This window comes from Suilimivivens aceti (genome assembly GCF_025567405.1).
Taxonomy (GTDB): Bacteria; Bacillota; Clostridia; order Lachnospirales; family Lachnospiraceae; genus Suilimivivens; species Suilimivivens aceti.
The window spans coordinates 17,829-31,211 of sequence record NZ_JAOQKJ010000011.1; the positions used below are offsets into that span (position 1 = coordinate 17,829).

General features: G+C 40.9%; 17 protein-coding genes and 2 pseudogenes. 3 read left to right on the forward strand and 16 right to left on the reverse strand.

Features of this window, described 5'->3' with window-relative positions:
- Positions 1 to 47: 47 nt before the first annotated feature.
- The 11 genes and pseudogenes from OCV77_RS12825 to OCV77_RS12875 all read right to left on the reverse strand — a co-directional run.
- Positions 48 to 722, reverse strand: a pseudogene (locus OCV77_RS12825) (reverse transcriptase domain-containing protein); the annotation flags it as partial.
- A 214-nt stretch (positions 723 to 936) separates the two neighbouring features.
- Complete coding sequence (locus OCV77_RS12830; protein WP_118798691.1) at positions 937 to 1,377, reverse strand: Hsp20/alpha crystallin family protein; 441 nt, start codon at positions 1,375 to 1,377, stop codon at positions 937 to 939.
- A gap of 375 nt (positions 1,378 to 1,752) precedes the next feature.
- On the reverse strand, positions 1,753 to 1,989 hold the full coding sequence (locus tag OCV77_RS12835; protein WP_262575402.1) for a hypothetical protein: 237 nt from the start codon (positions 1,987 to 1,989) through the stop codon (positions 1,753 to 1,755).
- A gap of 203 nt (positions 1,990 to 2,192) precedes the next feature.
- Positions 2,193 to 2,423, reverse strand: a complete 231-nt coding sequence (locus OCV77_RS12840; protein ID WP_262575403.1) for a hypothetical protein — start codon at positions 2,421 to 2,423, stop codon at positions 2,193 to 2,195.
- Entirely contained in the window at positions 2,411 to 2,977 is a 567-nt protein-coding gene (locus OCV77_RS12845; protein ID WP_262575404.1) for a DUF3990 domain-containing protein, read from the reverse strand. The genes OCV77_RS12840 and OCV77_RS12845 overlap by 13 nt, the downstream gene beginning before the upstream one ends.
- Positions 2,970 to 3,194 (reverse strand): DUF3791 domain-containing protein, encoded by a 225-nt coding sequence (locus OCV77_RS12850; RefSeq protein ID WP_003864584.1) that lies wholly within the window; start codon positions 3,192 to 3,194, stop codon positions 2,970 to 2,972. The genes OCV77_RS12845 and OCV77_RS12850 overlap by 8 nt, the downstream gene beginning before the upstream one ends.
- Positions 3,195 to 3,246: 52 nt before the next feature.
- Positions 3,247 to 3,675: a hypothetical protein gene (locus OCV77_RS12855; RefSeq protein WP_262575406.1), complete on the reverse strand. Its 429-nt coding sequence runs from the start codon at positions 3,673 to 3,675 to the stop codon at positions 3,247 to 3,249.
- Between the two features lie 58 nt (positions 3,676 to 3,733).
- Complete coding sequence (locus OCV77_RS12860) at positions 3,734 to 4,360, reverse strand: alpha/beta fold hydrolase (RefSeq protein WP_262575407.1); 627 nt, start codon at positions 4,358 to 4,360, stop codon at positions 3,734 to 3,736.
- A gap of 334 nt (positions 4,361 to 4,694) precedes the next feature.
- On the reverse strand, positions 4,695 to 4,901 hold the full coding sequence (locus OCV77_RS12865; RefSeq protein WP_262575409.1) for a helix-turn-helix domain-containing protein: 207 nt from the start codon (positions 4,899 to 4,901) through the stop codon (positions 4,695 to 4,697).
- 146 nt (positions 4,902 to 5,047) lie between these two features.
- Positions 5,048 to 5,587: a helix-turn-helix domain-containing protein gene (locus OCV77_RS12870; RefSeq protein WP_262575410.1), complete on the reverse strand. Its 540-nt coding sequence runs from the start codon at positions 5,585 to 5,587 to the stop codon at positions 5,048 to 5,050.
- A gap of 259 nt (positions 5,588 to 5,846) precedes the next feature.
- Positions 5,847 to 6,491, reverse strand: a complete 645-nt coding sequence (locus OCV77_RS12875; protein ID WP_262575412.1) for an SGNH/GDSL hydrolase family protein — start codon at positions 6,489 to 6,491, stop codon at positions 5,847 to 5,849.
- A gap of 613 nt (positions 6,492 to 7,104) precedes the next feature.
- Here OCV77_RS12875 and OCV77_RS12880 point away from each other — a divergent pair.
- From OCV77_RS12880 to OCV77_RS16730, 3 genes and pseudogenes are all read left to right on the forward strand, one after another.
- Positions 7,105 to 7,806, forward strand: a complete 702-nt coding sequence (locus OCV77_RS12880; protein WP_262575414.1) for an N-acetylmannosamine-6-phosphate 2-epimerase — start codon at positions 7,105 to 7,107, stop codon at positions 7,804 to 7,806.
- A 23-nt stretch (positions 7,807 to 7,829) separates the two neighbouring features.
- A complete protein-coding gene (locus OCV77_RS12885; protein WP_262575415.1) occupies positions 7,830 to 8,720 on the forward strand; it encodes an ROK family protein in 891 nt (296 codons plus the stop codon).
- A 107-nt stretch (positions 8,721 to 8,827) separates the two neighbouring features.
- Positions 8,828 to 9,219, forward strand: a pseudogene (locus tag OCV77_RS16730) (SIS domain-containing protein); the annotation flags it as partial.
- 27 nt (positions 9,220 to 9,246) lie between these two features.
- On the opposite strand, the gene OCV77_RS12895 reads toward OCV77_RS16730, so the two are convergent.
- The 5 genes from OCV77_RS12895 to OCV77_RS12915 are packed head-to-tail and all read right to left on the reverse strand — an operon-like array spanning position 9,247 to position 13,345.
- Positions 9,247 to 10,092, reverse strand: a complete 846-nt coding sequence (locus tag OCV77_RS12895; RefSeq protein WP_262575416.1) for a MurR/RpiR family transcriptional regulator — start codon at positions 10,090 to 10,092, stop codon at positions 9,247 to 9,249.
- Positions 10,093 to 10,134: 42 nt separating this feature from the next.
- Positions 10,135 to 11,091 carry an acetylxylan esterase gene (locus OCV77_RS12900; RefSeq protein WP_262575417.1) on the reverse strand — a complete coding sequence of 319 codons (957 nt, stop codon included), beginning with the start codon at positions 11,089 to 11,091 and terminating at the stop codon, positions 10,135 to 10,137.
- On the reverse strand, positions 11,079 to 12,059 hold the full coding sequence (locus OCV77_RS12905) for an acetylxylan esterase (RefSeq protein ID WP_262575418.1): 981 nt from the start codon (positions 12,057 to 12,059) through the stop codon (positions 11,079 to 11,081). Before OCV77_RS12905 ends, OCV77_RS12900 begins: the two co-directional genes overlap by 13 nt.
- Before the next feature lie 5 nt (positions 12,060 to 12,064).
- Positions 12,065 to 12,523: a NanQ anomerase/TabA/YiaL family protein gene (locus OCV77_RS12910; RefSeq protein WP_262575420.1), complete on the reverse strand. Its 459-nt coding sequence runs from the start codon at positions 12,521 to 12,523 to the stop codon at positions 12,065 to 12,067.
- 12 nt (positions 12,524 to 12,535) lie between these two features.
- Positions 12,536 to 13,345: an amidohydrolase family protein gene (locus OCV77_RS12915; RefSeq protein ID WP_262575422.1), complete on the reverse strand. Its 810-nt coding sequence runs from the start codon at positions 13,343 to 13,345 to the stop codon at positions 12,536 to 12,538.
- Positions 13,346 to 13,383 lie beyond the last annotated feature (38 nt).

Consider the following 13,383-nt stretch of genomic DNA (forward strand, 5'->3'; position numbering starts at 1 on the left):
GCTTTCAAGAGTTGACGTGCACAGACTGGTAGGCTGTGGCTAAATTCCCTCGCATACACCTTGATTTTCTCAAGGCTTGGCCTGATCGACTGACATTGCTTGCGGGAAGATAACTCCTTCAGTCTGGACTTGAACTTCTTCCATGACTTCGGATGAACTCGGACATAAATGCCTTTTCCGTTCCTTCCCAATGCAAAGCCAAGGAATTTAAAATTTCGGATTGCAAATACGCTGACAGTACGGCTCTTTTCTCAGTTGACTGTAAGTTTCAGCCTCTCCTCAAGATATTTTGTACTGCTTTCCAAGAGTCTCTCTGATGCTCGCTTGCTCTTTGCAAGAAGCACGATGTCATCTGCATATCTTATGCATGGAACATCTCTTTTCAAGAATTCCTGGTCGAACTCATTGAGGTAGACATTTGCCAGCAATGGTGATAGATTTCCACCTTGTGGTGAGCCTTCCTCTGTATCAATGACTACTCCGTTTTCCGTTACACCACTTTTCAGATAGCGCTTTATCAGCTGTACTACGCGCTCATCCTTTACATTCTTCCGGAGAAGATTGATGAGAATTTCGTGATTAAGAGTATCGAAGTACTTTGACAAGTCAAGGACTACAGCAAATGTATAGCCTTGTTCTGCATACTCCTTAACCTTGAGTATTGCATCTTTTGCACTTCTGTTCGGACGATAGCCATAGCTACCCTCTGCAAACAGCGGTTTTCTTAATTACAAGGGCCGCTTTCGCTACATCGTTATCGTTCAATAGCGAAAGCGGCCGCACATTTTGATTTTAATGTCAAGTGTTTGAGACAAAAAAAGACCCCAGTATTATTTCTAATACTGAGATCTTTGGTTTTGTCATCTTAACTTAATGACATTGAGCGAAAGCTCCGGGTCTTCTTCACCTGGGGTCAGCTGCATCATGCCGCTGCCATTATCCTTCGATTGCTATATGCTTTTTGGTTTCTACTGCCTTGGCTTCCTTCTTCGGAACATCCAGTGTCAGGATGCCGTTTTCAAATTTGCCATGAATATCATTTTCGGTGATATCATCACCTACATAGAAGCTTCTGCTCATGGAACCCGCATAACGCTCCTTACGGATGTATTTACCCTTCTTATCAGTCTCGTCCTTATCAAGGCCTTTGGCTGCTGAGATGTTCAGGTATCCATTCTCAAGCTGAACCTCGATCTCATCCTTCTTGAAGCCAGGCAGATCAACGATCACCTCATATCCATCCTCTGACTCCCTGACGTCTGTCTTCATCACATTCTTGGCGTGCTTACCATAAAGCTCCTTGTCCACATCAGGAAATGTGAAACCATCCATAAAGTCATCAAAAATATCTCTTCCAAATACACTGGGCATTAACATAAGTCATTCCTCCATTCTTTACTTGACAAATATGCCAGCTATTATTGTTTTCATTTTTACTTCCGAACTCCAGGAGATCTTTTATTTTTCTCTCTTCCTTTGTTCTATATGTAATATAGCACGTATCATTAGCACTGTCAAGAGGTGAGTGCTAATTTTTTGTGAAGATTTTGTGAACGCTACGAGCCATGCAAAATGGTGAAAAAACGCCCTGCAAGTTTACTTGCGAGGACGTTTTTTTGCTATTTTATAGGGCGACAGCCCGACAGCGAGGGAATTCTTTCCCGAGCTGTGCATGGCATATCTCACAGCTAGCATAGTTTCTGGCAGGTTCATTTCAGACATTTCATTCTCCACGTGAGACTTTTCTTGCCATTAACTGTCATCTCCCTTCTCTGTCTTTTGAACTGCTTCGGCAATCTCTTGTCTGTCTTTTTGCGAAGCAGATATATAAGTCTGCCGCACAACACTCTTGTTGTAACTGCTGTTCCGCATCTGGTTCATTACCTTGTGGTGAATTGCTGCCTCCAGTTCCTGTCTGCTCTTTTCCATATTTGCCTTCAATTCTTCCAGCGACATGGATTCATATTTCGGATTTTTTGCTCTGCTCACTTTGTCGTCCTCCTTCATTTTTCTGTAAATAAAAAGAACCGGCTTATTCATAAATGCCGATTCCTGGGTATAAAAAAACTGAGGTCATTGTTCCATGATTAGGAAATGCTGACCTCAGCGTTTTTGAAATATTTAATTGTTGCTCTATATGGAATAAAAGTTTTGCTCGCCATTGCTGTATAAATTTAAACTCACATTCCATATCAGGATTTCTTTAGTTCTTCCCTATACAATTCGGTTATATATGCCGGACCATTGCACCACAGTTTTGTTTTCTCATCATACAGTGCTTTTCCTGTCTTTGAACATAGAAAATCTGTCAATACCTCTTTTCTGTCCTTGCCCGTCTCTTCTGCGATTTCTTCTGTCACCATAGTGATAAGAAGGTCGATTGTATAATCCATTTTTTCTTTTGGAATTGTTACTTCAGCCATATCTTCTCACCTTTCACAAATTTCAGACACTCAATAGCTGCTTCCGTTTTAAAGCAATATTGATCTTTTAATTTATTTGGCAGCAACTGTTTAATACAAAAATCATCTGCTTCCTGATCACCTGCTGTTCCAAACGCCCCTGCAAGGTAGGCTGTAAGAGTTGCATTTGTCGCATCATCCGCAATCTTTCCTGCAATGATATCATACCTTGCCATTTCACGTTCAACTTCGATGAACATTTTTTTCTTTCGATGAGCTGCAATGCAATGTAACCAGTCTACATCTGCATTTTCAAAAATATGCGTTTCAAGATTTCCTGAAAGGTTGAATTCAAAAGTTGAAATATATCCAAACTTCTGTCCCTCTTCAATTGTTCCGGTTGCGATTGCTTTGGCTATTGAGGTTCTCAGAAAACTTTCTGCCTGCTCCTTGGATGTGGTTAAATAAAATCCCTGCCCAAAATCTTTTCTCTTTGCACATTTGGCAAGATCTGGCTCTTTTACTTCACAATAACTTCCATGATAGAGAACAAATCCATCTTTTAAATCAAGCACTAATCTCTATCCCCTTTCTTTGCAAAAATTCAGTAATATCTTCAAGCACAGCTTCATCACCTTCACAATGAAAAATCCCATAACATTTTTCTATATATCCAAGAACATCGGCTTCTTTAAACAAGTGGATAATCTGTTCAACAGGTAAATGCCACTCTTCTGAAGCAAGCCGGATTAATCTTGTTTGCATGAAAGTAATCTCTGTTTTCTCACTCATTATGAATCCTCCTTAATTTCTTGGTCAATAATACTGGAATTTTCTACTCTTATCAATAACCCCAAGTCATCAGATTCCATTCTCCGCCTTCACTCCGTGCAAGCCACCATGACCAAGTGTATTCTTCGTTAGCTTCCCATGCACCGCCACCTTTTTCCGGCGAACGGAAACTGCTTTCAAATGCAATACATTGCGTAAAGGCTTCTTTATTATCATCCGTTCTTAAATCGTTCATCCATTCAATGTTATCTGCATTGTTGCATTCTTCATCCGGCATATAAGAAAGGCTATGCAATTCACAGTCCTCAAACGAAGCGAACTGCTTTTTTATAATCTCAATGGCAGAGTCTATTTCTTCTTTTGAATAAACGGAAGATGCTCCATAATCAATTTCCACTTTTGATGTATCGTCGTTCTTTCCGCATCCGGCAAAGAGAAGAACCAGCACAATGCAAAGCATTACGGTTATAATCTTTTTCATAGTGAATACCTCCAAATACCGTTTTTTCGTTCTCTGCGACTTCCCGATAAACGGGAAGCTAATTGATACTATCATAAAATCTTTGCAACACGATTGCCAACTCTTCCGGAGCTTCTATGTTTGCTTCATGACCTGTTTTAATAAGTTCATGGAAGTTGGAATTGTTCAAATAATGACAAAGTTCTTTTGAAGTTTTTTTGTTTGCATTGTCCTTCTCTCCACAAACGATTAATACCGGACAAAACACCTTATGAAGTGAGTCACTGAAATCTAATTCAGCCATCGTACCACATAGGTTAATAACATCTGTTTTTTTGAACCCCATTTTATTGAATGCCGAATTCGGCATAAGATGAAACAAGATATTCTGAACTTTCAATAATTTTTTTGGCATTTTATATTGTGCTGCAATTAATGCGAGTGCCTTTACTTTATCCGGGTGGTCTATCGTATAATTAAGTGTCAAAACAGCTCCCAGAGAAAGCCCACATAAGACAATTTCTTCGTTCTCCTTGTCGCATTCTGATGAGAATGCTGAATATAATTCCTTATATGTAGCAGCTTTCCCTTCTAACATCTCTGATAAACTCAAACTGCAACTGCTTTTCGATACTTTCGTTTCTTTTATTACTCTATTCCAACTGTCTGGTTTTTGCCCTAGTCCATGCAAATATAAATACTTCATTTATTATCGCCCTTCAAATTTATATTTCACGCTTTCTATCACTTTATATGCCTGTATCTGAAATATCAAGTTACAAACTTTATTGGGAATAGGCACCTATGCCGCAATGGGAGAATCCCCTTGTATGAAATCTCTGATTTCGCTGTATTTTCCATTTTGAGATTTTTTTAAACTGAGAATGGCACCGCAGGTCGCACGATACAGGCAAATGTAATTGCCTGTATAGAAGTGCGCTCTTAGCTTTGCTAAGAGATTTATGCCGTATCCGCCGTGTTATCTTTTTTCGACTTCTGACGCATTCTGCCAGTTTTAATAATTGACATGTCTGCTCCTGTTACTCATCATCTGTAAACTCCATCATCTCATCAACGGTGCAGACCAGTTTCTTGCAAATCTTCTCAATCGTCTCCATTGATACATACTGGTTTTTTCCCATTCGGGCAAGAATGTTTCCACTGATCCCGGTGAGGTACTGCATCTCTATCCGCTTCATATTTTTATCTATGAGCATTTTCCACAATCTGTTATAACTTACGCCCATAAGCTACCTCCATATTTCTCATTCAAATATATTTTGATTATATCATGATTCGCACCTTCGGTGCTTACCGTTGCTTCGCAACTATCATGATCCAATTCGCCGTTCGCCAATCATGCAAGCATGTTGGCTCTCTTGCGCTCATTATATCACGTTTTCGTTAGGTTAAATACCTGTAATTTTTGAGTGGCTTCGAGCATAGCGCATATCTTCCGATAAATCTTTCGTGACGGTCTGCGATTGCCTCCTTCGAGCTTATAGTAATAACCGGGTGCAATCTCTATTTGCTCTGCAAAAGCCTTCTGCGACAGCCCCAGAGCCGTTCTAACGCTCTTTAGCACTTCGGTATAGGGTACGGCAAGGAAACGGAAGAAATCATCATAGAGCAAGGACGCTTCAATTTCCAAAATATCTGCCAGTTTGACAGCTACATCATAAGGGATAGACTGCTTTCCGTTTTCATACATCGTAACAGTCGCTGGTACAATATCCAGCTTTTCTGCTATATGCCTTGTTGTCATCTGTTTTCGCTGACGGTAGTACCTTAGATTATCGCCCTGCAAATTAGTCTTTGGCTTTTCTTCAAAAGGTATTGTTAAATGGAGTAACAGCTCGCCCTGGTGAAATTCACACAGCGATGTGTGATTGAAAACACCATTGCAAATACTATGTGGTACTTGCATTCCCATTTTGTATGCGCCAAACTATTATTGTCCATTTGGGGCCTCCTGTGTTTTTTATTTGTGGTTTGCAAACCCTCATTTATTTTAACACAGGAGTTTTCTTTTATCTAAAGATTTCCCTCCCCTGCATAGCAGGGGGTATTTTCACTGTGACACAACTAACTAACGATAAGCACCGCTATATAGAGAAACCTGTACTGCGGTGCTTATCTGTATACAAATATATCGCGAATTCTAATACCTTTAACAAATTATTACTGCTGCTTTACAAAATCTCGCGAACTTTTTCTGACAATGCTTCTGCCAACTGTGCATGACCTTCCCCGGTTAAATGCATAAAATCAATTTGATTAGGCGCCGCTGTAAGGACACAGTTTGCGTCCAGATAATGGCAGTCTGTAAGTTCAGCAATTTCTTTGTATTCGGCAGCTAAACGGCGAGATTTCTCATCACATCCAACTCCCATCGTATCGCCCACCTCCGTCTGAATATATTCCGTTGCAATGTTTTGCGGTACTACAACCAAAATATTGGGAACACCGTCTTTCCATGCATCCAATGTAGCTTTTGCCTTTAAAATCAAACGTTTTAATCCCAGGCCGATACAGGCGGCAGAAGAACCGAACCTTTCTTTTGTATCATTCGTTCCCAACATAATAATCAATAAATCTACTGGTTCATGACTCATAAGACAAGGATAGATATAATCCAATCCAGAAAGACCTTCATGGATCGGATCGGAAAAACAGGTAGTTCGGCCAGAAAGACCTTCTTCCAGAATCAGGTAATCGGCCCCCAGTTTTTTTTGCAAAAGCTGAGTCCAACGATGACTTTCATCAAAACGACCTCCTGTTTCTGCACAATAACCATGCGTGTTGGAATCTCCAAAACATAAAATATGATTTCTCATAAATTTTATCACTCCTTTATTTCTGTTATCAGCTATGAGCAAAGCTCCACACACCTATTATTTATGCGACTTTGCGAGGCATGGCAAGCCTCGTTATCACTACTAACTTCATAGTAACAACCAACTCCTAATGGTACAATTAAATTGACAAAATTAATCACACTTGAAAAGAGCTGATTGCTATCTATCGTCAAAAAATTTTACAGGATATCCACCTGTTCACATCACAACCGGTTGCCAGATTCCTGTTTCAAAAATACCGGTCAAGAACGAATGTTTGTAGGAAATCAAAACTCTATCACTAACTTAAATACATTCGCACATATCAGTTTGTTGGCAGTTGCAATTGCAGCAATCACTACATTTTCCAAGCAGTCTTACCGTAAACTAAAAAACAATCAAACGGACTGCATGATTTTCAATATGTGTTTTGCTCATCTCTATCTGTTATCAAAATCATATCATTTTTAATTCCAAAAATCAATCATGAAAGAAATTTCTTTCATTGATTTTTCCTTGAAAAAAATTTTGGCCATGTTATAGTGAAAATAACGAAACTGACATTCCCTGTTCCCAACGAAACCATATCATCATTAAAAGGAGGCTACTTCATATGACGCAAAAAAATCAGGCAATCTTCGAACAAATCAAGGGCGGACTGATCGTATCCTGTCAGGCTCTTCCGGATGAACCTCTTCATGGTTCTTATATTATGTCCAGAATGGCATATGCGGCTATGTTAGGCGGTGCAGTAGGAATACGCGCCAATACCATACCTGATATTACAGAAATCAAAAAAACTGTAGATCTTCCTATCATCGGTATTATAAAAGAAGTGTACGAAAATTCTAACGTCTATATTACGCCCACAATGAAAGAAATTGATGCTCTGGTTGAATGCGGCGTAGAAATCATCGCCTCTGATGCCACCGATTCTGAAAAGCGTCCCAGACCTGATGGAAAATGCCTTGATGAATTTTTTAAGGAAGTTCGTGAAAAATATCCGGACCAGCTTTTTATGGCAGACTGCTCCAACTATGAGGAAGCGATTCATGCGGCTGAGATCGGCTTTGATTTTATTGGAACTACTATGAATGGATACACAGAATACACCAAAGGTGTAACTTTGCCTAATATTGATTTAATGACCCGACTGGTAAAGGAATGCGAGAAGCCAGTGATCGCAGAGGGTGGAATCTGGCTTCCGGATCAGTTGCGGGCAGCTTTAGACGCAGGCGTTCATTCAGCGGTTATCGGAGGTGCAATCACAAGACCGTTAGAAATCACCAGACGCTTTGTAGCTGCCATCAAATAAAGAAAAACGAGGATTTCAAACCTATGAAAATTGCAGCTTTGGATATTGGCGGTACTTCCATCAAATCCGGGATCTGGAACGGTCATAATATGGAAGAAACCGGAGAGATTGCCACAAACGCCAAAAACGGCGGACCGTATGTCATTCAGCGAGCTATAGAAATTCTTCGTTCCTATTCCGGATTCGAAGCCATCGGTATCAGCACAGCGGGACAGGTCGATTCCCAAAAAGGAATAATCCGATATGCCAACGAAAATATTCCCAACTATACCGGAATGCCAATACGGCAAATTCTGGAAGAAACCTTCGGAGTTCCCATTGCCGTAGAAAATGACGTCAATGCGGCTGCTATGGGAGAAGCTCACTTTGGCGCAGGAAAAAATCATCCGGATTTTCTGTGTCTGACCTATGGAACCGGTGTAGGTGGAGCCATTGTCATCAATAAAAAGATATATAGCGGAAGCATGTTTTCCGCAGGCGAATTTGGTGCCATTACAGTCCATCCAGAAGACATCCGGGATCATGATCCGTTCAGCGGCTGTTATGAACAATATGCTTCCGCTACCGCACTTGTAAAAAAAGCGAAAGCATATGACGAAAGACTGGAAAATGGCCGGATTATTTTTTCACGCTTAACCGAAGAACCCGTAAAAAAAATCGTCGATGACTGGATCGATGAGATTGTTTATGGTCTTACGACCGTTATTCATATTTTCAACCCCTCTTGCATCGTTCTCGGAGGCGGTGTCATGGCTCAGCCTTACATTTTACAACAAGTACAGCAAAAAACAAGTAAGCGAACCATGAGCAGTTTTCATAATGTCGAACTGAAAACCGCTGAGCTTGGGAATCACGCAGGTATGCTTGGAGCAGCATGGTTAGCATTACAGAAAGGTTCACTTCACGCCAGGTGATTTACTCATAAAAATTAAAACAGAATATACTCGATTTACCAAAGCAGAAAAAAGTAGCCAATTATATTTTTCAAAACCATGGAATTAAAAGGGTATCAGGAATTTAATTTCTTAGAATCGAACCCAAGGTTTATTGTATGCAGGATTCTCATATGCAGGCCATAGTAGCTTCCACGATGTCGGAGAATGAAGTAGCCATTCTTTTTTCTTATTCCGGAGCGACCAAGGATACTATTCACGTGGCAGAAACCGTAAAAAAGCCGGAGCAAAAATCATCTGTATTACTCGCTTTATCAAGTCTCCTCTAACCTCCTATGCAGACCTTACGCTCCTGTGCGGTGCCAATGAAGGCTCACTTCAGGGAGGTTCTACCTCCTCTGAAATGAGCCAGCTCTTTTTGGTAGATCTCATGTATACAGAGTATTATCGAAGATACTATGATTTCTGCAGCAAAAACAATGAAAAAACCTGTGGATCAGTCGTTGAAAAAATATGGTGACTTGTTTCCATCCCTGCCAGCTATAACCTATTCGATCCAGTAATGAGGCTGTTTTTTTCTGTCATTCAATGCCTGTATGGTATTATTATACATAAATTTCTTTTCCTCATCTTCATCTACATAGTAATAATAAAGAATATCCATCATAGCAAGCAAAGGAAGCTGCGGCGAAACAATATTTCCTCCATACATATACTTAATAGAAGGAATCAAGACCACCTCAGTGCAAAATTCTTTGAAAATTTCTTTATCATTGGCCGTAAACAGAATTGTTTTTGCCCCTCTGGCATATGCCCCTTCTAACAAATAGAGAATCTCTTCGCTTTCTCCGCTTAAACTCATGCCAATGACCAGCTTATTTTTATCCTGAAAGACCGTACACATCCTGATTCGATCTGCTTCCTGCAGAGAATTAATATTTACTCCAATACGCATAAACCGCTCTTCCATCTCACTGGCCGCCAACCCGGAGCTTCCTTTTCCACAGATCCAAACCTGTTCCGCCCCATTGATATATTCCACAATCCGCATCATCTGCGCCTCATCCACCAGACTATACGCCTTATTGATAATCTCCTGATAAATATTGAGTACCTTCCGCACATTGCTCGTTGTGACCTCTGTAAATCTGGACTCTGCAATACTTTCTTTATAGGAATATACAAATTCGCGATACCCCTGAAATCCGCATTTCTTTGCAAATCTTGACAAGGCTGCCATGGATACAAATAATTGCTCCGACACACTTTTTGCAGACAAATCCACAGCTTCCCGATTCGTAAGAAAAAAATCGGCAATGCTCTTTTCTACTTGTGTAAAAGACTCATATTTCACTTCAATGATCGGAACAATGGATTTTACATATTGATCCATTCTTAATCAATACCTCCTGCTTCTATCAAAAAATGCTGTCCTTTATTTCTCCAGCAAAAATTTTAAGTATTCATTTTCAAAAAAATTATTTAGTTCATGCCCATGCTTGGGATATACAAGATGCCGTTTTTCACATGCCAAAGCATGAAATACAGCAAACTGAGCGGACGGTGGAGATACAAAGTCCCTTAAACCGGTACTCATAAGTACCTTTGCTTTTACCATAGAAGCAAAATTTTTCACATCCATCAGGGCAAGCTTCTCAAAGATTTCTTTTTCGCGTTTATGTTCCGGATCATGCCATCGAAAAAAATACGTTAGCCCTTCATATCCGTTGGTATCAAAATCCATTTCCCATACTCTTTTATAATCGCAAAGCATAGGATAATGTGCAATACATTTCTCTATCTCCGGATACAATGCGGCACAGGCAATAGCCTGACCTCCACCTTGCCCTTCACCATACACATAAAGTGAACCGTCATCCATGCCGGATAATCGTTTTGCCACCTCAATCCACAAAAAAGAATCCTCTATTAAATGATACAGATACATGTTTTCAGGGATATCCGAAAGCCCCTGAAATAATAGGCTACCGGCAGTAGGTCCCACTCCGCTTTGTCCAGACTCACTCATGCCACCCTGGCCTCTCGCATCCGGCGCCAACACCCCAAACCCTAACGCTCCGTAACGACTCAAATGAAACCAGCCTCTGGAAGCGCCCGGATAATCATGAAATGCAATCACCATTGGAACCTGTGTCTTTTTCTTTGGTCGAATGTATTTTGCACGAAGCCATACCTGATCTGTTGCCTGTATAGTAATCCGAAAATAACTCAATTTTGGATTTTCATACTCCACAGCTTCTTCTTCGATTCGTAAAGAAAATGCGCTCACCTTTTGCTTGCTCTTCTCCCAAAAGAATTCAAAATGCTCCGGCATCGGATCCCTACCCAAATACTGCCGTAACTGCTCCAAGGATACATCTACTCCTGGCACACAACCGCCTCCTCTCCGAAAAATGCAATCAGTTTATCGTCAAAAGCTGCTATTTCCTCATGTCCGAATTCTGGAAATATCAGATGTTGCTTCGGCGCTCTGATTTTAGAAAAAACGGCAAACTGTGAGGATGGCGGACAAATTTCGTCCATCAACCCAGTTCCAAACAAAACCGGACAGGTAATTCGTTCCACAAAATTCTGTACATCAATATATCCCAGTTTTGTAAAAAACTCCGTCAAATGCTTTCCTTCCGGATCAAACCATCTGGTATAATAATTGAGTCCATTATACACAATTACATCCCGATCCATATCCCAGGCTCTCCGATAATCACTTAAAAACGGATATAATGCGGCGCAGCGCCGGATATAAGATGAATTCAAAGCTGTACACACAAGTCCCAACCCAGCTCCCTGGCTGGCTCCGTTCACATAAATTCTCTCACAATCCAGTTCAGGAAGATTCATTGCCAATCTGACCATCAGGCAGGTGTCCATAAACACTTCGACATAATACATCTTTTCCGCATCTCCATCCACGCCCTGAATAATATGATCAGAAGCTGTAGTTCCCGCTCTGCCCCCTAAATCTTCACTTGAACCGCCTTGACCCGGACAATCCATGGCTAAAACCGCCATTCCCATTCCTACAAACGACGCCTGCTCAAACCATCCTCTGGAAGCGCCCGGATATCCGTGAAACTGCAAAACAACCGGTACTTTCTCCATGGATTTTGGTCTTATATATTTCGCATGAAGTTTTTCGCCATTTACACCCTCAAGCCAGACATCAAAAAATTCTGTCTCCGAGGTTTGAGGAAGGTCTGACGGTATTATTTCATAACTAAACGGAACCGACCAGGCCTTTTTCGTCATCTTATCCCAAAAATTCCAGAAATCGTCTGGAACTGGCGTGCTACCTGTATAACGTTTCAGTTCCTCAAGAGGCATATCCTTTCTCGGCAATGTAATCAAACCTCCTCTATCCGCACCTTAAAAATTGCCTTTTTTATTTTCTGAGATTCTTTTGCAATGACTCCTGTTCGATGTCCATCCTCCGGAAAACAAACCAGAAAATCGCCTTCATGCAGCGTAACCTGCGCAGCTGCCTCACCGGTCAGCGGAAGGAAATCATCCTGTGGGACGTACTCTTTCTGCTCCATTGTCCGAATAAAGCCAATATCTATTTGTTCGTTTCCTCTCAGCATCAAATGAATATCCAAATATTTCCTGTGTGCTTCCCAAAAACGTTCTTCCCTCTGCACCGTCGTATACTCCGCAATGTTTACATAAAATCGTTCTCCCTCAATGGGATAAGACCCCGGGTTCAATGCTTCTAAATCATGCGTTTCTGCATAAGCAAAACATTCCCTGATACGTTCTTCTAAAAAACCATAAGTAGTTTGTTGATGAATATTTCCAAATACCATATCTGCTCTTCCTCACTCTTCATTATTCGTATTGCTATCATCTTTCGGCAACCATTTCATGGCATTCTTATAAAAAATACATTCTTTCTCTTCTTCAGAAAGTTCTGCAAATTCCATTCTTTGCTTCATCATCGGTATATGATGAAGAGGCGTATCTGTCCCAAACAGCAATTTTTCAGCTGTCACATTCCTTACTGCCCACTCGATCAATCCGTTCAGTATACTTCTTGCGCTGGAAACATCCGTATAGATATTCCCATAGCTTGCCTGTTTGATGGCCCGAATCTGATGTCCAATATCTCCATCCGACCCACATCCCAAATGAGCGACAATCACTGAAACCGTTGGATACATATCTGCAAAAGGGACAAATTGTTCCGGCATACTGAGCGTTTCTCCGCTATGGGACAATAACAAAGTATGGTTCTCGTTACAAAAAGCAAACACTTCTTTTCCATAGGCTTCGATGGAGTAACCATGGGCATCCGGATGAATTTTCACGCCCACACATTTTCGATTCTTTAAGATTTTCTCTGCCTGATGAAAACTTGCAGGCATCAACGGATTTACAATAACCCACTGGTAAATCCAATCCTGTTCCTCTGCCAACTCTTCCATATAACGATTTGCATCCAAAAGCGCATCTGTGTTGTCCGGAAAAATTCCTTCCATCGGAGAAATACAGGCTGCTGTAATTCCCTGTTGTACATAGTTTTTCTTTAATGATTCCAGAGATATTCGATACATCTCTTTTTCCAGATTACTTTGAGGAAACCTCTCCGGATTCCCAAAATGCCCATGGATATCGATTGCTTTGTGCATAACCGCTCCTCTCCATGTTCCAAAAGCAGGGGAGCATC